Source organism: Arenibacterium sp. CAU 1754, assembly GCF_054482635.1.
Genome location: NZ_JBTLRG010000001.1, coordinates 1,196,210 through 1,219,141, shown reverse-complemented (window position 1 = coordinate 1,219,141; position 22,932 = coordinate 1,196,210). Strand labels below are relative to the sequence as shown.

General features: G+C 59.9%; 24 protein-coding genes. 10 read left to right on the top strand and 14 right to left on the bottom strand.

Annotated features, from left to right (window positions below; genetic code table 11):
• Nucleotides 1-2 precede the first annotated feature (2 nt).
• The 4 genes from ACXYMO_RS05920 to ACXYMO_RS05905 all read right to left on the bottom strand — a co-directional run bounded on the left by ACXYMO_RS05920 (nt 3) and on the right by ACXYMO_RS05905 (nt 3,522).
• On the bottom strand, nt 3-716 hold the full coding sequence (locus tag ACXYMO_RS05920; protein WP_458877729.1) for a DUF1194 domain-containing protein: 714 nt from the start codon (nt 714-716) through the stop codon (nt 3-5).
• Complete coding sequence (locus ACXYMO_RS05915; protein WP_458877728.1) at nt 716-1,144, bottom strand: VOC family protein; 429 nt, start codon at nt 1,142-1,144, stop codon at nt 716-718. The genes ACXYMO_RS05920 and ACXYMO_RS05915 overlap by 1 nt, the downstream gene beginning before the upstream one ends.
• Nucleotides 1,145-1,217: 73 nt before the next feature.
• On the bottom strand, nt 1,218-2,627 hold the full coding sequence (locus ACXYMO_RS05910; protein WP_458877727.1) for a surface lipoprotein assembly modifier: 1,410 nt from the start codon (nt 2,625-2,627) through the stop codon (nt 1,218-1,220).
• Nucleotides 2,599-3,522 carry a thymidylate synthase gene (locus tag ACXYMO_RS05905; RefSeq protein WP_458877726.1) on the bottom strand — a complete coding sequence of 308 codons (924 nt, stop codon included), beginning with the start codon at nt 3,520-3,522 and terminating at the stop codon, nt 2,599-2,601. The genes ACXYMO_RS05910 and ACXYMO_RS05905 overlap by 29 nt, the downstream gene beginning before the upstream one ends.
• A 193-nt stretch (nt 3,523-3,715) precedes the next feature.
• On the opposite strand from ACXYMO_RS05905, the gene thyX reads away from it, so the two are divergent.
• Nucleotides 3,716-4,621 carry an FAD-dependent thymidylate synthase gene (thyX, locus tag ACXYMO_RS05900; protein ID WP_458877725.1) on the top strand — a complete coding sequence of 302 codons (906 nt, stop codon included), beginning with the start codon at nt 3,716-3,718 and terminating at the stop codon, nt 4,619-4,621.
• Nucleotides 4,622-4,909: 288 nt separating this feature from the next.
• On the opposite strand, the gene ACXYMO_RS05895 is transcribed toward thyX, so the two are convergent.
• Nucleotides 4,910-5,116 (bottom strand): cold-shock protein, encoded by a 207-nt coding sequence (locus tag ACXYMO_RS05895; RefSeq protein ID WP_458877724.1) that lies wholly within the window; start codon nt 5,114-5,116, stop codon nt 4,910-4,912.
• A gap of 183 nt (nt 5,117-5,299) precedes the next feature.
• Here ACXYMO_RS05895 and ACXYMO_RS05890 point away from each other — a divergent pair, with 183 nt between their 5' ends.
• Together ACXYMO_RS05890 and ACXYMO_RS05885 are read left to right on the top strand one after the other, a co-directional pair.
• Nucleotides 5,300-5,617, top strand: a complete 318-nt coding sequence (locus ACXYMO_RS05890) for an arsenate reductase family protein (RefSeq protein WP_458877723.1) — start codon at nt 5,300-5,302, stop codon at nt 5,615-5,617.
• Nucleotides 5,618-5,657: 40 nt separating this feature from the next.
• Nucleotides 5,658-6,026, top strand: coding sequence for a hypothetical protein (locus ACXYMO_RS05885; protein WP_458877722.1), 369 nt, complete (start codon nt 5,658-5,660; stop codon nt 6,024-6,026).
• A 43-nt stretch (nt 6,027-6,069) separates the two neighbouring features.
• Here ACXYMO_RS05885 and ACXYMO_RS05880 read toward each other — a convergent pair whose 3' ends face one another.
• The 5 genes from ACXYMO_RS05880 to thrS form a co-directional block, all read right to left on the bottom strand.
• Nucleotides 6,070-6,633, bottom strand: a complete 564-nt coding sequence (locus ACXYMO_RS05880; protein WP_458877721.1) for a DoxX family protein — start codon at nt 6,631-6,633, stop codon at nt 6,070-6,072.
• A gap of 4 nt (nt 6,634-6,637) precedes the next feature.
• Nucleotides 6,638-7,393: an HvfC/BufC N-terminal domain-containing protein gene (locus tag ACXYMO_RS05875; RefSeq protein ID WP_458877720.1), complete on the bottom strand. Its 756-nt coding sequence runs from the start codon at nt 7,391-7,393 to the stop codon at nt 6,638-6,640.
• Nucleotides 7,390-8,247 carry an MNIO family bufferin maturase gene (gene bufB / locus ACXYMO_RS05870; RefSeq protein ID WP_458877719.1) on the bottom strand — a complete coding sequence of 286 codons (858 nt, stop codon included), beginning with the start codon at nt 8,245-8,247 and terminating at the stop codon, nt 7,390-7,392. Before bufB ends, ACXYMO_RS05875 begins: the two co-directional genes overlap by 4 nt.
• 73 nt (nt 8,248-8,320) lie before the next feature.
• Nucleotides 8,321-8,623, bottom strand: coding sequence for a BufA1 family periplasmic bufferin-type metallophore (locus ACXYMO_RS05865; RefSeq protein ID WP_458877718.1), 303 nt, complete (start codon nt 8,621-8,623; stop codon nt 8,321-8,323).
• 224 nt (nt 8,624-8,847) lie between these two features.
• Nucleotides 8,848-10,794 (bottom strand): threonine--tRNA ligase, encoded by a 1,947-nt coding sequence (gene thrS, locus ACXYMO_RS05860; RefSeq protein ID WP_458877717.1) that lies wholly within the window; start codon nt 10,792-10,794, stop codon nt 8,848-8,850.
• Between the two features lie 113 nt (nt 10,795-10,907).
• Here thrS and ACXYMO_RS05855 point away from each other — a divergent pair, with 113 nt between their 5' ends.
• The 4 genes from ACXYMO_RS05855 (at nt 10,908) to ACXYMO_RS05840 (ending at nt 14,892) form a co-directional block, all read left to right on the top strand.
• Entirely contained in the window at nt 10,908-12,188 is a 1,281-nt protein-coding gene (locus tag ACXYMO_RS05855) for an MFS transporter (RefSeq protein WP_458877715.1), read from the top strand.
• A 70-nt stretch (nt 12,189-12,258) separates the two neighbouring features.
• A complete protein-coding gene (locus ACXYMO_RS05850) occupies nt 12,259-13,011 on the top strand; it encodes an alpha/beta fold hydrolase (protein ID WP_458877714.1) in 753 nt (250 codons plus the stop codon).
• Nucleotides 13,011-14,000 (top strand): alpha/beta hydrolase, encoded by a 990-nt coding sequence (locus tag ACXYMO_RS05845; RefSeq protein WP_458877713.1) that lies wholly within the window; start codon nt 13,011-13,013, stop codon nt 13,998-14,000. The genes ACXYMO_RS05850 and ACXYMO_RS05845 overlap by 1 nt, the downstream gene beginning before the upstream one ends.
• Nucleotides 14,001-14,181: 181 nt before the next feature.
• On the top strand, nt 14,182-14,892 hold the full coding sequence (locus ACXYMO_RS05840) for an alpha/beta fold hydrolase (RefSeq protein ID WP_458877712.1): 711 nt from the start codon (nt 14,182-14,184) through the stop codon (nt 14,890-14,892).
• A gap of 3 nt (nt 14,893-14,895) precedes the next feature.
• On the opposite strand, the gene ACXYMO_RS05835 is transcribed toward ACXYMO_RS05840, so the two are convergent.
• Together ACXYMO_RS05835 and phaZ are read right to left on the bottom strand one after the other, a co-directional pair.
• Complete coding sequence (locus ACXYMO_RS05835) at nt 14,896-15,387, bottom strand: DUF6151 family protein (RefSeq protein ID WP_458877897.1); 492 nt, start codon at nt 15,385-15,387, stop codon at nt 14,896-14,898.
• A 104-nt stretch (nt 15,388-15,491) separates the two neighbouring features.
• Nucleotides 15,492-16,787, bottom strand: a complete 1,296-nt coding sequence (gene phaZ / locus ACXYMO_RS05830) for a polyhydroxyalkanoate depolymerase (protein ID WP_458877711.1) — start codon at nt 16,785-16,787, stop codon at nt 15,492-15,494.
• A gap of 109 nt (nt 16,788-16,896) precedes the next feature.
• Between phaZ and phaC the strand changes: the two genes are divergently transcribed.
• The 3 genes from phaC (at nt 16,897) to phaR (ending at nt 20,204) form a co-directional block, all read left to right on the top strand.
• Nucleotides 16,897-18,702 carry a class I poly(R)-hydroxyalkanoic acid synthase gene (gene phaC, locus ACXYMO_RS05825; protein WP_458877710.1) on the top strand — a complete coding sequence of 602 codons (1,806 nt, stop codon included), beginning with the start codon at nt 16,897-16,899 and terminating at the stop codon, nt 18,700-18,702.
• Nucleotides 18,703-18,833: 131 nt separating this feature from the next.
• On the top strand, nt 18,834-19,277 hold the full coding sequence (locus ACXYMO_RS05820) for a phasin family protein (RefSeq protein ID WP_458877709.1): 444 nt from the start codon (nt 18,834-18,836) through the stop codon (nt 19,275-19,277).
• Nucleotides 19,278-19,643: 366 nt separating this feature from the next.
• On the top strand, nt 19,644-20,204 hold the full coding sequence (gene phaR, locus ACXYMO_RS05815; RefSeq protein WP_458877708.1) for a polyhydroxyalkanoate synthesis repressor PhaR: 561 nt from the start codon (nt 19,644-19,646) through the stop codon (nt 20,202-20,204).
• 56 nt (nt 20,205-20,260) lie between these two features.
• Here phaR and ACXYMO_RS05810 read toward each other — a convergent pair whose 3' ends face one another.
• Nucleotides 20,261-21,478, bottom strand: a complete 1,218-nt coding sequence (locus ACXYMO_RS05810) for a DegT/DnrJ/EryC1/StrS family aminotransferase (RefSeq protein WP_458877707.1) — start codon at nt 21,476-21,478, stop codon at nt 20,261-20,263.
• A 140-nt stretch (nt 21,479-21,618) separates the two neighbouring features.
• Complete coding sequence (locus ACXYMO_RS05805) at nt 21,619-22,923, bottom strand: NAD(P)/FAD-dependent oxidoreductase (RefSeq protein WP_458877706.1); 1,305 nt, start codon at nt 22,921-22,923, stop codon at nt 21,619-21,621.
• Nucleotides 22,924-22,932: the final 9 nt, after the last annotated feature.

Here is a 22,932-nt window from a genome sequence, read left to right as displayed (position 1 = left end):
TCCTAGCCCGGTTGCTTCCGGATCGATGGCGTCAGTGCGCCGATCGCCCCGGGCGCCAACTCGCGCTCCAACTTGCGGCGCATGGCGCGTTCATAATCGGCAAACCCCTGCGCGACTTCGAGAAAGGCGCCCGGACCGCGCAAAACCTGGGTCTGGTAAAACTCGATCAGCGACACCTCGGCCTCGTAATCGGCGGCATTGACCACCAGACCGTTGACCGTGACCCCGTCAAACGGGAATTCGGCATAGGCCTGGGCGGGCAAGAACCCTTCGTTGTTTTCGCCGTCCCCGGCCATGTCGATGGTCTTGAACAGACAATCAGGCGCCCGCGTCAAAAGCTGCGCGCCATAGCCCAGGGCATAGCCCATCGCGGTCGGGAAATCATTGTAACTGCGTTTTGAGCGGCCGATGGTTTCGGCCACCTCCAACAGGGCGCCGGGCCCGTCGATCATACGCCAGTCCACAAGCACTTCCTGATTGTATCGCCCGCTCCATTCATAGGCCGCAAGGGCAACGGGCTGCGGCGCGGCAAAGATGGCCCTTTGAACCTCGGGGGCGATCAACGCGGCCGCAAGGCCACTGCGTTGCAAGGCATCCTCGCCCGCATCAACGGACGAGGAAACATCAATGGCCAAGAGCAGTGCGAGGCGACAGTCAGCCGCCATCGCGTTGGACCCTGCCACAATCCCCGTCATCACGCAGAGGGCGCGCAACATCACCAGTGCCCGGTGTTTTCCATGCTGGCCCAGGGTTCCGCAGGGGCGAGAGATTCGCCGTCTTGCAGCAGTTCGATCGAGATGTTGTCGGGCGAGCGGACAAAGGCCATGCGCCCGTCGCGCGGTGGACGGTTGATGGTGACGCCATTGTCCATCAGGTGCTGGCACATCTCATAGATATTATCGACGCTATAGGCGAGATGACCGAAATGGCGGCTGTCGCTGGGCAGGCCGTTATCGCCGTCCCAGTTATAGGTCAGTTCGACGGGGCATTCCTCCTGCCCCTCGGGCGCCATGAAAATCAGGCTGAACCGCCCCTGTTCGCTGTCATACTGGCGGGTCTTTTTCAGGCCGAGCAGTTCAAAGAACGCTTGGGTTTTTTCCAGGTCTTTCACCCGGACCATTGTGTGAAGATATCTGATGGTCATGCCGGTCCTCCGTTGCTGCTGCCAACATTAGCGTGTTGAACCGCCAGAACCAGAGAAAGCACCGGGTTTGCGCTCAGAATTTTGAGCCGATCCCGACGGAAAGGGACACTTCGCGGGTCGAAAAGGCGCTGAAGTTCGATTTGTTTCGCCCGACGCGCAGACGCAGGGTCGGGGCAAACCCGGCATAGTCATACTCTGCAAAAAAGGCGGAAAGATCAGCATAGACCGATTTGTCAGTGCGCTGGGTCGGGAGGGCAAGAAAGCTGAACTTGTACTTGTCGTATTGTGTATAGCCGATTGTCAGCCCCGTGCTCAGTTGCGCGGGGCCGACCGCGCGGCCAAAGGTATACCCGGCGCGCAGGGTTGCAGACTGATAATCGCCGTTGATGTCCGGTGACTCGGCTGTGCGCAGCAAGACCGAGATCGAATAGCTGTCTTCGTTTTCCAGTTTCTGACCGAACACGGCACCGATCCCAAAAATGTGCGCATCGTTGGACAGATAGCGCGCATTGAAACGCCGCTCGCCCATCATGTTCAGCTGCACCTGCACCCCGTCGGCAAACCGCCAGTTCCGTTCCCCGCTGAGGCGCGCCAACTGATAATTGCGGCGGTTGCGATACCAGCTTTCGCCCAGGGTGAACTCGACAGCGGCCGATCCTTTGTCGGCCTTGGGGCCCACCGCAAAGTCATGGCGCAGCCCCAGTTCCGCATAGGTCGATCCAAAATCCGAATTTGTGCTGTTCGGGGATTTGTCCTTTGCCCCATCCGAAAGGGAAACACGCTGGACGAACAGGCGCCCTTTCAGGGTTGTCTTGCTTGTTGCGGATTGGCGAAGCCGATACCCGAGTTGCAGGTCCACGGTCCCGATCAGCCCGGACAAAGCCACCGCACTGGCCGGAATCACGCCCCCGTCCGGCACGCCGTCGATGACATTTGCCGCCGAATCCGCGCCGTTGTTGACATTGTTGGACGGGCGCAGACCGGTGCGCAGGGAAAACGACCAGGGGTTCAGCCGACGCAGGGTCTGGTAATCCTTGGCGATCCTCTTTTCATCTGCGTCGCTTTCCACGTGGATCGACGTGCGACGCAGCCAGATTTGCGCCAGGGTGGGTCGATTGTCGGCGAAGGCCAGTTTCGCGGTCAGTTCGGCCGAGCGGAGCTTGTCCGGCTGGGATGTGGAATAGCGATAGGCGCGCGCGGCGGCCTTGTGTCCGGCGTTGTAATTGCCGGTTTTCGCGTGTGCCGAGGCAATCAGAAAATGGGCAAAGGCATCCCTGGGGTTGGCACGCAACAACCCGGCGGCCAATTGAAGGGCCAGGCCGGGTTGATCATTGTTCAGGGCGTTTATGGCAAGGTCCCGGGCCTGCGGCAGGGTCAGGGACACGGCGTCAGGTTCTGCTTGCGCAACAACCGCACCCGCCGTCCCCAGACACAGGGCCGTGGCGAAAAGGACCCTACGGAACGGGCTGGTTACACAGCGCATCTGCACCTGGCTGGCCACATTGCGTCAGCACGAAAATGCCATACTCTTCTTCGCCGGTAACGTTGGCGATGTGGTCTTTCGCGAAAAGGCCGCCAGCAATGGCAGAGGCATCGGTTCCACCAAAGATGCCGCCATAGACACCCCGGCTCTGGTTCAGCTGAGACACCTGCCCCTGGAAGGTGCCGGTTGCCGGATCAATAGCCGCCGGGTCAAGGGCCAGGTTGTCGATGGGAGGGCCAACGCCAATGGCTGCGCCATCCACATATTCACGATCATAGACAAGACCGGCCACGGTGTTCTGGGCAAAGTCCGCATTGATGACCACGCGACCTGTCACTTCGCCGGCTTCCACCGGGAAGGGATCAGTATTTCCATTATCCGGGGTAATGGGCAGCAAGCTGCCCCCATCACCCGGGCCGTTCAGCAACCCGACGTAGTCGCCGGCATAGGTCACCAGTCCCGAATTGGAAGTATTGGTAGCCGGCGGATTGTAGGCACCCGCGCGCCCATAGGTGACGCCGCCGAAATAGGATTCAAACTGTCCCCCGGTTACGGCGACAGCCGCGCGCGTGCCGCCGATGTCCTTGACATAAACCGTCGTATGTCGGTCGAGGGAGCCGTCCTGATAGATGTAAGCCTCATAATCGCCGACGTCCATCGAGGCGGGAGCCTTGGTATAAACAGCATCGATTGGCGTATTGTCAAAAGCGATGCCTTTGACAGTCAGGGTTTGGGCAACGGGGTTGTAGGTGACCGACGTAAGATTTCCCGCAACTTCTGTCGGGATGCCGGTTTCGGGATCGTCCGTGTTCGTTGTTGTCGCTTCAAAGGGATTGCCACCGCTACACGCCGACAAAGCGGCAAATGCCGCAAAACTTAGCCAGAACCGCTTCATTTGCCTCAACCTATGTTTTTTATAATCAGGTCTTTGGCGCAAATTCGGGCGAATGCGGCAAAAAGTCAATGTTTTCGGGTTTCGATTTTTCTTCTCGTTGCTAATCGGTGACCTTGATATTGCGGTTCACTGCGCGTTGCGCCCCATATATAGTGAAGCCTCTAACAGATTCGTCGCCGAAAGGACCAGACCCATGCCCTTGTCGCCAGAACAACAGGCCGAGATTGACGAACAGCGCAGCAACCCTGCGCAAACCCTGCGGGCAGTTGCGCCGGGGATCGAAAAGCATCTCTATCATGCCCGTCCGGTTCTGGATCACGGGTTCGTCCGCGTCATTGACTATATGGGCGATGATGCCGCGATCTGTCAGGCCGCCCGCGTGTCTTATGGCAAGGGGACCAAATCAGTTCAGAACGACGAAGGGCTGATCCGTTACCTGATGCGGCACTGGCATTCGACCCCGTTCGAAATGTGCGAGATTAAACTGCATGTGAAGCTGCCGGTCTTTGTGGCGCGCCAGTGGATCCGCCACCGCACGGCGAACGTGAACGAATATTCCGCGCGCTATTCGATCCTGGACCGCGAATTCTATATTCCGGCGCCGGAACATGTGAATGCGCAATCGGCGGTCAACAATCAGGGCCGCGGCGCGGTGCTGGAGGGTGAAGAGGCCGCGCGGGTTCTGGACATCCTGAAGGCGGACAGCACCCGTGCCTATGATCATTATGAACAGATGATTTCGGAGGACGGTCAGCAGGGGCTGGCCCGGGAACTGGCGCGGATGAACCTGCCAGCGAACATTTACACGCAATGGTATTGGAAGGTGGACCTGCACAACCTGTTCCATTTCCTGCGGCTGCGGGCGGATTCCCACGCGCAGTATGAAATCCGGGTCTATGCCGATGCGATCTGTGAAATGGTCGCCGACTGGGTGCCCTTCGCCTTTCGCGCGTTCGAAGATTACCGCATGGGCGCGGTGACGTTTTCGGCGCAGATGGTGGACTGCATGCAGCGCATGCTGAAGGGTGAAGACGTCACGGAAGACAACTGTGGCATGTCCAAACGCGAATGGCGCGAGTTTCAGGAAGCACTTGCGTGACATGACGGACAGGGCCGTGCGGTGATGACCGTTCGGCCCCGCGCGGCGTTCTGCGGGTCGCCAGTTTCGTCGGTCATTTGAATTCCGGGGCCTGAATGCTGGGATGTAATGGCTTCAGACATCTGCAATTGTCGCTGCACTTAAATGGGGGCAGCTGGATGCGAAACTGGGCAAGTTAGTCAGCTGTGCTTTTCGCAATCAAACCTATATGTCCCGCCCCAAACGGGGCGAGAGGGTTGGCAAATTCATCAAGCGCCTTGATTATACCGGCGCCTCGGTTTGGGGGAATTATTTCAGCTTCAAATCCGCGGCCATCTGACGGCCATCGCGTCCATCCTGCAAATCGTATTCCACCTTCTGATTGTCGGCGAGCCCGGTCAGGCCCGATCGTTCCACAGCCGAGATATGCACAAACACATCCTTGCCGCCTTCGTCGGGTGCGATAAACCCGTACCCTTTGGTTGTATTGAACCACTTCACGGTGCCGCTCGGCATATTCCGTGTCTCCTTCTTACTATGCCCCAAGTCCAAAATTCCGGGGCCCATTTCAGGGCGATTGTTCAGCAATTCGAACAAAATCCCCAAATTTAAAATCGCACGGTGGCATCAAAAATCAAGAAAAAGGAGGTGAATTGTTTCCAAATGCCGGATATTTGCGCGCAGGAAACGGAGGGCGATATGAAACTGTATGGATTGAAAACCTGCGATACATGCCGCAAGGCTTTGAAATTGTTGCCGCAAGCGCAGTTCATTGATGTGCGCGCCGATGGCATGCCCGGCGACGTCCTTGAACAGGCATTTGCGCATTTTGGCGATGCTTTGGTGAATACGCGTTCGACCACCTGGCGTGAACTGACCGAGTCAGAGCGCCAGCACCCGCCGCTGGAGTTGCTCGCGGCGCATCCGACGCTGATGAAACGCCCTCTGATCGTGGATGAGGACCAAATGCATCTTGGGTGGACCGCGCAAACGCGCCAAGCCCTTGGCGTGGAATGACAACATGATTATGTCATTGGGTCAGAGCAGGAGAAGCTGAATGCGAAACGCAGCACTGGTTTTAGGATTGATCGCCGGCATTGTCGGTATGATCGTTGGTTTTTTTGGGTATGGGTACACGGTTGCTGTCGAGCAATACGGCGAAATCGAAGGTCTGGCCAAACAGGTGGAAAATGTTGGTCTGATCCGCACGGCGTCCCTTTTGTCGCCCATGTTGGCGATCGCCGGGGGCGCGATGGCCCGCGCCCGGGCATTGTGGGGAGGCATCCTGATGCTGCTGTCGGCGGGGGGCATGTATTATGCCTTTGGCTTCAACGTATTCACCATGTTCCCGATCGCGTTTGCCGCGCTGGCCGGCATTCTGGCCGTCGCCGCGGGAAAACCGGACGAGGAAAAGGCCCATTTCTGATCGGGTGTCTTGAAGCTGGGGCGGTGCGCTGCCCCGTCACAGCTCAGACTAGGCCGAACCGTCGAGCCACCAGCCGGTCAAGCGAAAGCGGCCCCGCCCCCCGGAACACCAGCACAAGCAGCAAAATCACCCACAGTGCGCGCTGGTCCAGAATGATACTGTCGGGCGCGCCGTCGAACCACGCGCCCAGCGTTTTGCCATCGTTGATGGCCCCGTGCCCGAACAGATCGGTCAGCGACTGCACGATCACGAACCCGATCATGCCAAAGGCCGCCGGACGCGTCAGCAGCCCGATGATGATCAGCGCGGGCAGTATGAATTCGGCCCATGTTCCGCCAAGGATCACCAGCTTTTGAAACGACGTGGCCTGGGTCACATCGTAACTCGCCGCCTCGGCCGCCTTGGGGAAAATCTGGGCAAAGGCGTTGAAACTGGGATTGATCAACCCCGACAGGCTGCCGCCCAGCTTTGTAACGGCTGAATTCCAGTAATAGACTATGAACAGCGCGGCAAAGAGGAACCGCGCCAGCGCGGGCATGACAATCGGCCCCACTCCGTATTCCAGCGTATGAATGATGCGGGCATAAAGAGAGATGAGAAAATTCATGGGGTCAGTCTTTCTTGGTCAGGGACACCAGGGCCTTGCCCTGCAACAGAAGCGTCAAGGGTACCCCCATGTCGAAATCGGGGGTGTGCTCCAGCGCGGCGTCCAGTGCCTCGCCGATGGTTGCTCCGCGCGACAACGCAGAAATCCATGTTGCACCGCCCGGCGGTAACAGCTGTGGTTCGGGATCAAATTCGGCCCGTGTGATCAGAACGTCCTGACCGCCCGGCTGGGGCTTCGGTACACCGTCCTGCCGGTTGAAAAGCCAAATCGCATGCACCGGCCAATCCGAACAGAGCAGTTCGACCGATGGCGCCAGTTCGACCTGGCAATTGATCAATTCTTCGGGCGACAGCGCGCCGAGGGCATCGGGATCAACCGGTGTGGCATCCGCGGCGTGATAGGACCGACGCAACGCCAGTTCCAGCCGTGCCACATCGGCCAGATATCCAAGATGCGAAAGCTGCTCCAACCCGGCCAGAAAATCGGGAAAAGCATCGCCGTAATGCATCATCAGCGGTGATTTCGGGGGATGGGCCCGCAGGAACAGGCCTGCCAGCCCCTTCATGTTCTCGGCCCCCAACAGGCGCGTGATGACCGGAAACCCGGTTTCCAGCGCCTCGGTCAGGGAGACGGCCACATTGTTGCGATAGACGTTGAACCGGCGTCCGGCCGGGTGGGCGGCCCCATCGCTCAGGCCTTCGGGGACGGGCCGCTTGGGGTCCAACAGGGACAGGGTGAATTCTGTCTGCGACGTAGTCATGCCGCCACCATGCTCAGCGCCCGGTCGGCCCGCAGCGTTTCGGCGTGCAGAACGGACCAGTCCGGAACATCGGTGTCCCATTCGATCAACAGCGGTTTGGGCCCGGTTTTTGCCAGGGTGTAGTCCAGCAGGGCCCAGACCGGTTCGTCCACCTCGCGGCCATGGCTGTCAATCAACAGCGGGGCGACATGATCGTCGGCATCGGTATCATGCCCGCCAAGATGTATTTCGCCCACCTGGGCCAGCGGAAAGGCGTCGATATAGGCGTGCGGTGAAAACCCCAGGTTGGTGGCCGACACGAAGACGTTGTTCACATCCAGTAAAAGACCACAGCCGGTGCGCTGTACAAGCTCGCTCAGAAATTCGGTTTCCGACCAGGTGCTTTCGTCAAAGGCCAGATAGCTGGACGGGTTCTCCAGCAGCATCTTGCGGCCAAGGACATCCTGGACTTGATCGATGTGCGAGGCGACCCGCGTCAGTGTGTCGTTGGTATAGGGCAGGGGAAGCAGGTCGTTCAGGAAGGCGCTGTCATGGGTGGACCATGCCAGGTGTTCGGAAAAACTGGCCGGGTTCAGCCAGCCGATCAGGTGTTTCAGCCGGGCAAGGTGGGCGGTATCCAGCGGTGCTTCACCACCGATGCTCAGGCCGACGCCATGAACCGAAATCGGGAATTTTTCAGACAGTGCGCGCAGCTGCGCAAGCGGGCGGCCCCCATCACCCATGTAATTTTCGGCGTGGATCTCAAGCCATTGCACCGGGGCGGCATCGTCGATGATTTGGGCGAAATGCTGAGGTTTGTACCCAACGCCCGGTGCGGGCGGCAATTGGCAAGAACGCAAAGAAGCATCCAGCATGACAGACCTGCGGTGTTGGGGACATCAGGAAGGCAGGGGCGGCCCGGCGCGCGGCCCGCCCCGCAAGGCAATCTTATGCGGGAAGATCACGCTCAAGCGCTTCGAGCGACCCGTTGCGCTCGCTGCCGTCGGCCATGTCGGGCAGTTCGATGCTTTCGCATGTGCCGGCATCGACCAGCGTCCACGCGTTGCCCTGATAATCTACGACCGATGTGCCGGCGCAGGTGGTGCCGGGACCGGCGGCACAGTCATTCTGACCCGCCAGCGATACGCCATAGCATTTCTCTTTGGACTGGGCGCTGACGCTGGTGGTGTGCGCGGTCAAAGCGGCGGCAACGGCGCCGGCGATTGTGAGGGTTTTGACAGTCGTGGACATGAAACGATCCTTTTTCAGTTGAAACAACAGTTCGATTGCGATGACTAAAACTTAGGCGAGCCGCGGCTTTCGTGGAATTCACGAACCTGTGCGTCACACGCGCGTCAGAACTTGTTACAGGCTACACGCCTGCGAAATTAAACTAAACCAAATGTTTTTTGGGGAAATCGGGTCTCTGCCCCATCGCCGTGGGGCAGAGAAAAACGGTGCAGAAACCGATAATGTTACAGCAGATCGGGCGGGGTCGCCGCGCGCGCAAGGTCATTTGTTACATCGACCAGCGCCTGAACACTGGTTTGTTTTTCACCCAGACGACGCACCGAGACGGTCTTTTCTTCAACCTCTCGTCCTCCGACAGCCAGAATGATCGGAACCTTGCCAACCGAATGCTCGCGGACCTTGTAGTTGATTTTTTCGTTGCGAATGTCCGCTTCGGCCCGAACGCCGGCGGCGCGCAGGGTTTCGACAACTTCAGCCACGTAATCATCCGCCTCGGAGGTGATCGAGGCGACCACAACCTGACGCGGGGCCAGCCAGAACGGTAGTTTACCGGCATGTTCCTCGATCAGGATGCCGATGAACCGCTCAAAACTGCCCAGAGTGGCCCGGTGCAGCATGACGGGGCGGTGTTTTCCTCCGTCCGCACCGATATAGGTGGCATCCAGCCGTTCGGGCAGGACGAAATCGACCTGGTGGGTGCCGCATTGCCAGTCACGTCCGATCGCGTCGGTCAGTACGAATTCCAGCTTGGGACCGTAAAATGCGCCCTCACCGGGGTTCAGTTCCGGCTCGATCCCGGCGGCGCGGGTCGCGGACAACAGCGCCTCTTCGGCCTTGTCCCACACCTCGTCCGATCCGGCGCGCATTTCGGGCCGGTCAGAAAATTTCACGCTGAAGGATTCAAACCCGAGGTCTTTATAGACCTTGGACAGGAATTGAATGAACTCTGCGGTTTCGCTTTCGATCTGGTCCTCGCGGCAAAAGATGTGCCCGTCATCCTGGGTAAATCCGCGCACCCGCATGATCCCGTGCAGCGCCCCCGAGGGTTCGTACCGGTTGCACGATCCGAATTCGGCCATGCGCAGCGGCAGGTCACGGTAGGATTTCAAACCTTGGTTAAAGATCTGAACGTGGCAGGGGCAGTTCATCGGTTTCAGCGCGTTGACCGATTTCTCTCGGGCGTGTTCCTCGTCGACTTCGACGATAAACATGTGCTCCTGGTATTTCTCCCAGTGGCCCGAGGCCTCCCACAGCTTGCGATCCACGACTTGCGGGGTGTTCACCTCGACATAGCCACCTTCGCGCTGGCGGCGGCGCATGTAGTCCTGCAATTGGGTATAGATGGTCCAGCCGTTCGGATGCCAGAAAATCTGCCCTGGTGCCTCTTCCTGCATGTGGAACAGGTCCATTTCGCGGCCCAGCTTGCGATGGTCGCGCTTGGCGGCCTCTTCCAGCATGTGAAGATAGGCCTTGAGCTTTTCCTTGTTGGTGAAGGCCACGCCGTAAATACGCTGCAGCATGGCGCGGTTGGAATCCCCACGCCAATAGGCGCCCGCGATGCTCATCAGCTTGAACGCGTCACCCGGCACCTGGCCGGTGTGCTGCAGGTGCGGACCGCGGCACAGATCCTGCCAGTGCCCGTGCCAGTACATGCGCAGCGGCTCATCACCCGGGATCGCGTCGATCAACTCGACCTTGTAGGGTTCGTTATTGGCCTCATAGAATTTGACCGCCCGTTCGCGATCCCACACCTCGGTGGTGACGGGGTCGCGTTTGTTGATGATCTCTTTCATCTTCTTTTCGATCTGCCCCAGGTCCTCGGGGGTGAACGGTTCGGCGCGGTCAAAGTCGTAATACCAGCCGTTTTCGATCACCGGGCCGATGGTGACCTTGGTGTCGGGCCAGATTTCCTGCACCGCGCGGGCCATGATATGGGCCAGGTCGTGGCGGACCAGTTCGTTGGCCTGTGCCTCGTCCTTCATGGTGTGAATGGCGATGTCGGCATCCTTTTCGATCGGCCATGCCAGATCGAAATGCGCGCCGTTCACGGTCGCGCTGATTGCCTTTTTGGCAAGCGAGGAGGAAATATCCGCCGCAACTTCGGCCGCAGTGATGCCTGCGGGGTACGAACGTGCATTGCCATCGGGTAAGGTGAGAGAGATTTGGGCCATCTGGGCCTCCTCGTCGGTTTGGCGCCCACTGAACGCCCGGTTGCGGGTTATGTGTTTCGCCCTATGTGGCCTCAGGTCGGGCGCAAGTCAAGATGGGCGGAAAGGTTCGGGGCATGAGTGACAGATTGGTCGACAAGGCGTTTGAAACGCTGACGGATTATGATGGCGACAACGGCGATCTGAACGGTAAAGCCGCCGAACACGAGCCTGCAAATGGCCTGCGCCATTCCGTGTCGCTTTCGATGACCAAGGTGGCCGATGGCCTGATTGACCCGAAACTGGTCCTATCCTGGCTGCTGAACGCGCTGGGCGCCCCGGCTTTTATGGTGGGCGCACTGGTGCCTATAAGGGAGGCGGGCGCGCTGTTGCCGCAGATATTCCTGGCCGGTTGGGTCCAGCGCATGTCGCATCGCAAATGGGCCTGGGTCGTGGGGAGCCTGGGGCAGGGGGCAAGCGCGGCGCTGATCGTACTGTCGGCGCTGACGCTGAACGGCGCGCTGGCAGGGGCCGCGATCTGTGCGGCCCTGTTTGCATTGGCGCTGTTCCGCGCGTCCTGCTCGGTTTCGTTCAAGGACATTCTGGGCAAGACGGTTGCCAAATCCCGGCGCGGCGCGATCACCGGCATTGCCGGGTCGGTCTCGGCGCTTGGGGTTCTGCTTTTTGCTGGTTTGCTGGTTACGGGGGTGTTTCAGAACAAGGGCATCGTTCTGGGCGCCATCGCGTTGGCGGCCGCACTTTGGATCGGGGCGGCGCTGCTGTTCTCCCAACTCAAGGAAGAACCGTCCGACATCGAGGGCGACGCGGCGGCGGTGTCCTTTGACCTGCTGAGAGACAATCCGCAACTCTGGCGTTTCATCACCGTGCGCGGCCTTCTGGTCTCGACGGCGTTGGCGCCGCCCTATCTGGTTCTGCTGGCGGCAGATGCCGGGCTGGCCGCATTGCAGACATTGGGAACGCTGGTTCTGGCCTCGGCGGCGGCCTCCTTCGTGAGTTCCTATATCTGGGGCCGGCTGGCAGACCGGTCCAGCCGCAAGGTCCTTATGCGAAGCGGCGTGCTGGGGGCGGCGGCCATGCTGGCGGCGGTTGGGATGTCCGTGACCGGTCTGGCGCAATCCCTGTGGGCCATGCCGGGCGCCTTGTTCGTTTTGATGATCGCCTATCACGGCGTGCGGCAAGGGCGGTCGACCTATCTGGTGGACATGGCGGACGAGGGGCAGCGATCGGCCTATGCGGCCGTGGCCAACACGGTGATTGGCGTTCTGCTGCTGATCGCGGGGGCAGCGGGCGGCATCCTGTCGTTTCTTGGCGCCTCCGCAACCTTGTGCGGGTTCGCGGCGATGGCTATTGGGGCGGCCATTGTCGCGCTGGGCCTGCACGAGGTTGAACAGGGCTGAGCTGTATCGCCAATCTGCATTTGCACCCGCGCCTGTCCCATGCAAGATCCGGCGCAAAAGGGAGACACCGATGGACACACCCGCCTATCTGGACACCGCGCAGGGCCGGCGCATCGCCTATCATCTGACCAGGGGCAAAGGCCCGTGCGTCGTTTTCCTGGGCGGGCTGAAATCCGACATGCAAGGGACCAAGGCCATCCATCTGGAGGAATGGGCCAAGGCGCGCGGGCAGGCGTACCTGCGCTTTGACTACTCCGGGCATGGCGAAAGTTCGGGCACGTTCGAAGAGGGCTGTATCGGCGACTGGCACGACGACACGCTTGCCGCCGTGACCGGGCTGACCGATGGTCCGATCCTGCCGGTGGGCTCCTCCATGGGCGGATGGCAGGCCCTGCTGTTGGGGCGTGCACTGCCCGAACGGATCGCTGGCATGGTCACCATCGCCGCCGCGCCGGATTTTACCGAAGACGGCTATTGGGCCAGTTTCACGCAAACGCAGAAACGGGCATTGGACACCGTCGGGCATGTTGAATTGCCGTCCGACTATATGGAGCCCTATGTCGTCACCCGCCGCATGATCAAGGACGGGCGCACCCGGCTGGTCCTGCGTGACACGCTGGCGCTGCCGTTTCCGGTGCGCTGCCTGCAAGGAACGGCCGACACGGCGGTGACCACGCAAACCGCGTTGCGGCTGCTGGAACATGCGGAGTGCCCGGACATGCGCCTGACACTGGTCAAGGATGCGGACCATCGGTTCTCGGATGGCCCGTGCCTGGGCCTGATCGAAGAGGCCATCATCGACATTCTGCAAGGGCCGGCCTGATGCGACGGCTGGCCCGGATCGCGGCGCGGGGTCTGGCCCTCATTGGGGTGCTGATTGTCGGGGTGATCGTTTTTGGCCCGCACGAGCCATCTGATTTGACCGCGCGGTTCAACCCCGCAACCATGGGCGACGATCTGGATGCCTATTTCTCCCGCGTCGAAGCGCGGTTCGACGATATCGTTCCGGGCGTCGAAAAGCGGGTGATCTGGGCCGGAGAACCGGGGCAGCGCACGCCGACATCCATCCTTTACATCCATGGGTTCTCGGCCACGTCCGAGGAAATCCGCCCTGTGCCGGACCGGATCGCCGCCCAGCTGGGGGCAAATCTGATCTATACCCGGCTGCGCGGCCACGGGCGCGGCAGTTCCGCGATGGCCGAGGCCACGGTGGCCGATTGGATGCGGGATGTGGCCGAGGGGCTGACCGCTGCGCGCAGGGCGGGGGGCAAGGTGGTCATCATGGCAACTTCGACCGGCGCAACGCTTGCCGTCGGGGCGGCAAAGGACAGGGACATGGCGCGTGATGTCGCAGGCATGATCCTTGTGTCGCCCAATTTCGGCATCAACAACCCGATGGCGCCGCTGTTGACGTGGCCCGGCGCGCGTTATTGGCTGCCGTTGCTGGCAGGGCACGAGCGCAGCTTTGAACCTGCCAACGACATGCAAGCCAGGTATTGGACCACGCGCTATGCTTCTGTGGCTGTCCTGCCGATGGCCGCCCTGGTCAAGCGCGTGGCGGGGCTGGATGTGGGGCAGATCAAATTGCCGACCCTGTTCTGGTATTCCGATCACGATCGGGTCGTACGCCCGGATATCACCGACCTGATTGCGCAGCGGTGGGGCGGCCCGGCGACGATCCACAAGGTGGAGCACGGCGCTATGGGACCCTCAAACGCCCATGTGGTCACGGGCGATGCCCTGGCGCCGGATCAGACCGAAATTGCCGTTCGCAAAATGACCAGATGGCTGCGCGATATCGTCACCGACTGAACCGCAACCCGGGTCGCCCGGACATCCCGGATCAGAAAAATCATGCCACTTGCCCCGGTTTGCGGTTTCGCACGTTGACTTCATCGGCCATGCCTAGGACTGTCTGCATCAAATGGCCTCACCACGCGCCGCGCGCGGTAGAAGCCCAATAAATACAGGCAATAATCGGGGGCTCTCCCAAATGACTTTACCGCTGGTTCTGTTGCCGGAAATGATGTGCGATGCGCGCCTCTTTTCGGCCCAGATCAATGCGTTGTCGCGTGATCACACGGTGATGGTCGCCCCCGTTACGCAGGAATCGCGGATCGAGGCCATTGCCCGTGGATTGCTGAACAAACTTCCCACCCGGTTTGCCCTGTTCGGAATGGGTATGGGGGGCAGCGTGGCCATGGAAATCCTGCGTCAGGTTCCTGACCGGATTGACCGGCTCTGTCTGATGGGAACGAGCCCCTTGCCCGATACGCCTGACATGGCCGCCGCGCGCGAGCCGCTGATCGTGCGCGCGCAGGCCGGACGCCTGACCGAGATGCTGGGCGAGGTGATGAAACCGGACTATTTCGCACCCACTGCGAACCGGGATCAGACCGTCGAACAGGTGCATCAAATGGGCTATGACCTTGGGCTGGATGTCTTTGTGCGTCAGAACCGGGCGATGCAGCGGCGGTCAGATCAACAAGGGACACTGCGCCGGGCCAAGGTTCCGACGCTTGTCCTGTGCGGCGAACACGACACGCTCACGCCGATCAAGCGGCACGAGTTCATGGCCGGGCTCATGCATGACGCCGGGCTTTACGTGATACCCGATGCAGGTCATTTCCCGCCGCTTGAACAGCCCGATCACATGACCGAGATCCTACGCAGTTGGCTGGCACAACCAATGGTCCTGCGCTGAGGCTCAGCGCGTGGCAGCGGCCCGCTGCTCTTTCGTGAGAACACGGGGCGCGACCACCGGTTCGCCGGTTTCCACATTGAAAAACGGCGTTTTCCGCCAGCGACCGGACAGGCGAGCCGCCCCCATCCGGGTGACGAACCGCCACACCATCAGCGTCGCGCCCTGATGTTTGCGCGCCCCTCCGCCGGGCGAGGGGACAAAGCTGAGCACGCGCACCGGTCCGATGATGTCCGGCGCGGTCAGCCGTTTCACGATCACGCCGCAAAACGGCAGGGTCGGGCGCGACAGGGTGTTGAACATGGGGGCGTTGCAACAGGTTGCATGCCAGCGCAACAGTCCCTTGGGGCCAAGCGGCATGAGGCCCAATAGCGTCTGACCCCCGGTCAGGGTAATGGTGTCGGGGCTGGTCTGGAAAATCGCAACGCCATCCGGCGACGGATCGGGTTGGCCCAGTGCAATTTCCGCCGCGCGGCAATCGGCACAATAACAGACGATGTGGGTGCCCGAGACTGGCGTGGCGGGGGCAATGTGCCCTCAAACCTGACCGCAGGAATAGGCGAACTCAGCTTGCGATGAGTTCGCCAATGCTCATATCCTGCTCAGGCCGCCGCGTTCTTGTTGGCGGGTTTCTTGGCCGGCTTTTGGGTCGCTGCCTTTTTCGGCGCCTCGCTGTTGGCGTCGATGAAATCCAGAACCAGTGGGCGGATGTTGTTGCGCCATGCCTTGCCGGCAAAGATACCGTAATGTCCTGCGCCGGGTTCGACGTGGCTGGCTTTTTTCGACTCGGGCAGACCGGTGCACAGGGCCAATGCGGCAATGCACTGGCCGGGGGCCGAAATGTCGTCATTCGCACCTTCGACGGTCTTGACCGCAACGCTGGTGATCTTGCCCATGTCGACCTTGTGCCCATCGACGACGAATTCGTTCTTGGCGATTTCGCCATTCTTGAAAATGCGTTCGACTGTGCTGAGGTAGAATTCCGCGGTCATGTCCATGACGGCGAGGTATTCGTCGTAGAACCGGTTGTGGGCGTCGTGGTCGGACGCTTCGCCGCGGGCGGCGCGACCGATCTGATCGGTGAATGCCTTGCCGTGACGTTCGCCGTTCATAGACATGAACGAGGCCAACTGCAACAGGCCCGGGTAAACCATACGGCCAACGCCCGGATATTTGAACCCGACCCGTTGGATCATGGTTTCCTCAAGCTGGCCCATGGTGACCCGCGCGCCGAAATCGGTCACATCGGTCGGTGTCGCATCCGGATCGACAGGCCCACCAATCAGGGTGAGCGACCGCGGCTGTGCGTCGGGGTCCTGTTCGGCCAGATAGGCCGTTGCGGCCAGGGTCAGCGGTGCGGGCTGGCAGATGGCGATCACATGGGTGTCAGGACCCAGTTCGCGCATGAAATCGACCAGGTAAAGCGTGTAATCCTCGACATCGAACTTGCCGGCGCTGACGGGGATGTCACGCGCATTGTGCCAGTCTGTAATATAAACTTCGCAGTCCGTGAGCAGGCTGAGGACGGTCGAGCGCAGCAGCGTCGCATAGTGTCCCGACATCGGCGCAACAAGAAGTACTTTGCGCTTGCGGGGTTCGCGGCCCGCCACTTCGAAATGGATCAGGTCGCCGAACGGACGTTCCACGATGGTCTGCGTTTCGACCAGGTGATCGCGACCGTCTTCGCAGGTGACGCTTCGGATGCCCCAGTCGGGTTTCACGATCATCCGCTCAAACGTGCGTTCCGTAACTTCGCCCCAGGCCGCCATCCAACTGATGGCCGGGTTCGGAACCAAGCTGAAAATCGGGTATGATGCCATCGCCTTTGCAGATGCCCCCATCCACTGATTGGTGTTCCTCACCGTTTCCATCAGGTCGTATGTCATCATGTAACGCATATCGGGCTCCTTGATTTTTTAACCGACGTGTCGGACTATTCGTCGCTTTGCCTCCCGAAAGCGGCGACGTTATTCTGCACAGCAGCAAGACTAGGTGGGAAATATTTAAATGACAACTGTTGACAACAAAGACGCGACAAAATCGAGCGATCATTACGAGCGGCTGGCCGAAAATCTGGGTAAAGTGGAGGCATTGTCCAAACGTCTGGCGGACGCGATTTCCCACAAAGTCACGCATCACCCGTCGCTGGATGCCCCGAATCACCAGTTATTTTCTGCGGCTGCATCTGCCTACTGGACCACCGTCATGCAGAACCCCGCGCGGCTTTTGGCCCAGCAGGTCGAATATTGGGGCAAGACCGTAACCCATTACGCCGAGGCCCAGCAGGCGCTGACCAGCGGCAAATTCAAGGCGCCGGACCTGCCCAGCCCGTCGGACAAGCGGTTCAGCAATCCGCTCTGGGAAACCCACCCCTATTTCAGCTTTGTCAAACAGCAATACCTTATCAATGCCGCCGCCATTCGCGATGCGGTGGAGTCGGTCACCGACCTGGATGAGGTAGAGCGCAAGCGCCTGGGGTATTTCTCGCAGCAGATCATCGACATGCTGGCCCCGACCAATTTCCTGGGCACCAATCCGGATGCATTGGAAAAGGCGCTGGAAACCGACGGCCAGTCCTTGGTGAAAGGGTTGGAAAACCTCGTTGCCGATCTTGAGGCGAATGACGGTGAGCTTGTCGTGCGGCTGGCGGATGAGACGGCTTTTGAACTGGGCGTCAACATTGCCACTACCCCGGGCGAGGTCGTGTACCGCAACCGGATGATGGAGTTGATCCAGTACAAACCGACCACCAAAACCGTGCACGAAATCCCGTTGGTGATCTTTCCGCCCTGGATCAACAAATTCTACATTCTGGATCTCAAGGAACAGAACAGCCTGATCAAATGGATTACCGATCAGGGCTATACCCTGTTTGTGGTCAGCTGGATCAACCCGGACGCGGCCTATGCCGATGTCGGAATGGAAGATTACATCGAAGATGGGTATCTGGCCGCCTTCCGCGAGATCAAGGATATCTGCGGTGTCGAGCAATTGAACGCCATCGGGTACTGTATCGCCGGCACCACGTTGTCGTTGGTATTGTCCCTGCTGAAACAGCGCGGCGACAAGTCCGTCAAATCCGCAACCTTCTTTACAGCACTGACCGACTTCTCGGAGCAGGGCGAATTCACCCCGTTCCTGACGAATGATTTCATCGACGGGATCGAGGCAGAGGTCGCCAACAAGGGCTATCTGCGGTCCTATATCATGGCACGCACGTTCAGCTATCTGCGCTCCAATGATCTGGTCTATTCGCCCGCGATCCGCAGCTACATGATGGGCGAAACACCGCCCGCCTTCGATCTGCTCTATTGGAACGGGGATGGGTCGAACCTGCCGGGCAAGATGGCCGTGCAATATCTGCGCGGGCTGTGCCAGCGCAACGAATTTGCCGAGGACGGGTTCGACCTGATGGGGCATAAGCTTCACCTGTCCGAGGTTGACGTGCCGCTCTGTTCGATCGCCTGCGAGACTGACCATATCGCCGCCTGGAAGGATTGTTACCGTGGCGTTCAGCAGATGGGGTCGAAGAACAAGACCTTTATCATGACCCAGTCGGGCCACATCGCCGGTATCGTGAACCCGCCCAGCAAGAACAAGTATGGCCATTATACCAATCCCGACCTGACACTGGATCCCGACACATGGCAGGCCGAAGCCGAGTTCCACGAAGGGTCCTGGTGGCCCCGGTGGGGCGCTTGGCTGAAAAAGCGGTCAGGCAAGCAGGTTCCGGCGCGAAAACCGGGCGATTCGAACCATCCGTCGCTTGCGCCTGCCCCCGGCACCTACGTTCGCGTGAAATCAAACGATTGATTCCATTGAGTAAAAAATCGTTTTGCTGCAGTGCAGAAAAAATACTTGCAATGCCGCACTGCAGCATGCATATTGTCCTTAGCTGAAGAAGACACGGGACGGTCCCGTGCAGCACAAAAGGATTTAGGACTATGGCAAAGACGCAAGATTTCACCGCTGTCATGAAAGACATGATGGGTGCGTTTCCCGTGGACACTGCGGCCATGGAAGATGCATTTAAGACAACCGCAACCATGAACGAAAAGCTGTCGGGCGTTGCTCTGGAAGCTGCTGAGAAATCGGCCGAGATTTCGAGCAAGTGGACCAAAGACACCCTGTCCAAACTGGGCGAGATGTCGAAAGCAAAAACAGACCCGGCTGACTATGCCAAGGCAATGACCGATTTCGCATCGGCATCGGCCGAAGTCGCAGCCGAAAACATGGCCGCTTTCGCCGAAATCGCGAAGAAAGTCCAGATGGACACAGTTGAGCTGATGATGGCAGCTGGCAAAGACATCACCGAAGATGCAACCGCCGCCGTCAAGAAAGCGACCAACGACGTGACCGCAGCCGCGAAAAAAGCAGCTGCCAAGTAAGTCAAAGAACGCAGATCTGCATCAATCCTCCCAAACGATGCAATCGCGGGGGCAGGTCCTTGGACCTGCCCTTTCTTTTTGCGTGATGCTGTCGTGTGAGCAGTTCACCGATCCGGACATTCTGGCCACAGACGTTTTACCTTATGGTGTGACACCCGCAGTGCAGTCTGCCGCCTGCAGGCCGATGCAGGCCTTGACGAAAACTCCGGTCTCGCCGCTGTTTTCTGCCCCTGCACAAATATATTCCACCTTTGCCATGTGAAACGCGGAAATTCGTCCCCGTACTGCGCGCATCGCCCGAAACTTTCCTTTTCTTCTGCGTCGGCATAGTGTTTGCTGCAATGCATCATGACGGGGAGGTACATCATGGCCGGTCAGGAAAAACCTTTGCTGATTAAACGGTATGCAAGCCGTCGTCTGTATAACACGGAAACCAGTGATTACGTGACCCTGGAAGATATCGCAGGGTTCATCCGCGCAGGGCGCGAGGTGCAGATTGTCGATCTGAAATCGGGCGACGATCTGACCCGCCAGTATCTGCTGCAAATCATTGCCGAACACGAAAGCCGGGGAGAGAACGTTCTTCCTGTGAACGTGCTGAACGATTTGGTGCGCAGCTATATGATCCCGGGCGGGGGCATGATGCCACAGTTCCTGCAATCCTCGTTCGAAATGCTGCGCAACAACCAGTCAAAGATGATGGAACAGATGAACGCGATGAACCCGATGGCCAAGATTCCCGGGTTCGAAGCGATCCAGGCCCAGCAGGAAGCCTTTCTCAAGGCGATGACCGGAGGCCTGTCCGGCGGTTGGACGGGGACCAATGCGGAGGAAAAAGAGGAAACCAAGGAAGAGCCCTCGGAAGACCTGGAAGAAATAAAGAAACAGTTGGCGGATTTGCAAAGCAAGCTGTCCAAGCTGAAATAGAAAAGGGCGGGTCGGACCCGCCCTTTCTTTTTGTCACGTGACGCAAAGCGCGCGGCTCAGGTGCCGTAGGCGCGTGCCGGCTGTGTCGCCTGGGCCATCGCGTCCAGCAGAATCCCAACAACGGCATCCAGATCGGCGCGGCTCAGATGCACGGGCAGGCGCACGTCGCAGGCCCGCATCAGCATGTTACGCGTCTGGGGCAGGTCGGGTACATCACCCAGGAACTGCCAATTCCAAAAGGCGCGCGCGTTATCCTCACTGCGCCCGAAAATCTGAACCTTTACCCCATTGGTCGCGGCCGCGTCGGAAAAGGCGCCAATCTGGTCATCGCTCAGCCCGACGACGTTGAACTGGATGGAATCCGGCGCGCGCTCTTCCGGGCCCAGTTTGTCGGGCACGTGGAAATTGGGCGACGCGTTCAAAAGGCTGGCCACATAGTCATGTCCGCTGCGCCCGTCGCGCACCCGGCGCGCCAGTTCGGGCAGTTGCGGACGGATCACCGCCGCAGACAGGTTTCCCATCCGCAGATTGTAGAGCGGCAACTGGTTCTGCCAGCGGGCAAAGGCATCCTGCAGATCGGAGGAGTTTTCGCCGTGCGGCCCTTTGTGTTTCTTCCAGTTGTGTTCATACGCCCCCGACATGATCACGGCGCGGGCGATCAGGTCGGCATCGTCGGTGATCATGATCCCGCCTTCGCCGGCGTTGATCATCTTGTAGGACTGGAACGAGAAACAGCCGATCTTGCCGATCGTGCCGATGTTCTGTCCATGCCAAGTGGTGCCCAGCGAATGGGCTGCATCCTCGATCACCGGAATATCGCGCGCATTGCACAGCGCCATGATCGCATCCATGTCCGACGTGTGGCCGCGCATATGGCTGATGATGACCGCTGAAATGGTGTCGTCCAGCTTGGCCTCGAAATCCGCCATGTCGATGCGGTAATTATCGCCAACCTCGCACAAGACCGGCACACAATCGGCATGCACGATAGACGATGGCACAGCGGCAAATGTGAACCCGGGGATCAGGACCCGCGCGTCACGCGGCAATCCCAGCGCCTTGAGCGACAGGAACAGGGCCGCCGAACAGGACGATACCGCCAACGCGTATTTGCAGCCCAGCATCTGTGCGAATTCCGTTTCAAGCAATGCAACTGGCGCGTCTTCCGGGGCGGTGTAGCGAAAGAGATCGCCGGATTGGAGCAAGTCATCAATCGCAGCGCGTGCGGCCTGTGGGATCGGTTCAGCGGCGTGAACGTCTGGTGCGGATGCCATATTTTGTTTTCCTTAATCTACTCTTTCAGAAATATAAAACAATTGCGCACGTGGCACTAGAATTTTTTCGCGAAGTTTTTATGACGGGCGGCCGGAATACGCCGACGTGCGGTGTCGTTTGACCGTGGTGTTTGCGCTTTTCAGATGCCCAATCGGTCGCGCAGGGCGTACCAGGTCATCGCGGTTGCCAGCAGCGGGCTGCGCAGCGCCGGACCGCCGGGGAACGGCGGGGCGGGGACGCGCGCGAGTGTGTCGAACCCGTCAGACTGGCCCTGAAGTGCAAGCGCCATCAGCTTGCCCGCATGTGTCGCGGTGCCCACGCCATGGCCCGAATAGCCCGAGGCCGACAGGATATTGGGGGCCAGCCGGGCCAGAAATGGCATCCGTTTCATCGTGATGGCGAGCGTGCCGCCCCAAGCATAGTCAATCTGCACGTCCCGCAGTTGCGGGAAAATTTGGACCATCGGTTTGCAGACGGTCGCCGCGATGTCGCGCGGAAAGCGATAGCCATAGCTTTCCCCGCCCCCGAACAGCAGCCGTTTGTCCGCACTCAGCCGGAAATAGTTGACCACGAATTTGGTGTCGGCCACGGCCACGTCGCGGGTCAGAACATCTGCGGCCTGATCCCCCAGCGGTTTGGTGGCGATGATGAAATTGTTGATTGGCATAACCCGCGCCGCTACCTTGCGGCTCAGCCCGCCCTGATACCCGTTGCAGGCCAGAACCACATGCGCGGCCCTGATCCGGCCCTTGTCGGTGCGCACGAGGGCAGGCTGTCGCTCTTCGATGTGGTGCGCATGGGTACGTTCGAAAATCCGCACGCCTGCCGCTGTGGCCGCGCGCGCCAGGCCAAGCGCATAGGCCAGCGGATGCAGATGGCCCGCCCCCATATCAAGCGTGCCGCCTTTGTAGGCGGGGGAGGGGCACAGCGCCCGGCAGGCCGCCTGGTCGAGAACCTCGATCTGGTCATACCCATACTTGCTGTGCAGGTGGTCGGCATATCGATGCAGATCGCGCACTTCGCCCTTGGTAAACCCGGTATGTGCAACGCCCGGTTTCAGGTCACAGGGAATGTCGTGCCGCGCGATCAGATCCTTGACCAGCGCCTTGGCGTCCTCGGCCATGTCCCACAGCTTTGCCGCTTCGGGTTCGCCCATCAGCGCCTCAAGCGCGTCCTGCTCCATCCGCTGACCGCTGCCCAGTTGCCCGCCGTTGCGCCCCGACGCGCCAAACCCGACGCGATGGGCATCAACCAGAACAACGTCCATCCCGGCCTCGGCCAGATGCAACGCGGCCGAAAGGCCGGTGTACCCGGCACCGATGACGCAAACATCGGCCTGAACCTCGCCCCGCAGTTCGGGAAAGGGTGGCAGGGGTTCGGCCGTGGCGGCATACCAGCTGGGCGGGTATTCACCACGTTTGTCGTTGGAAAACAGCAGGTTCATGGCTCCTCC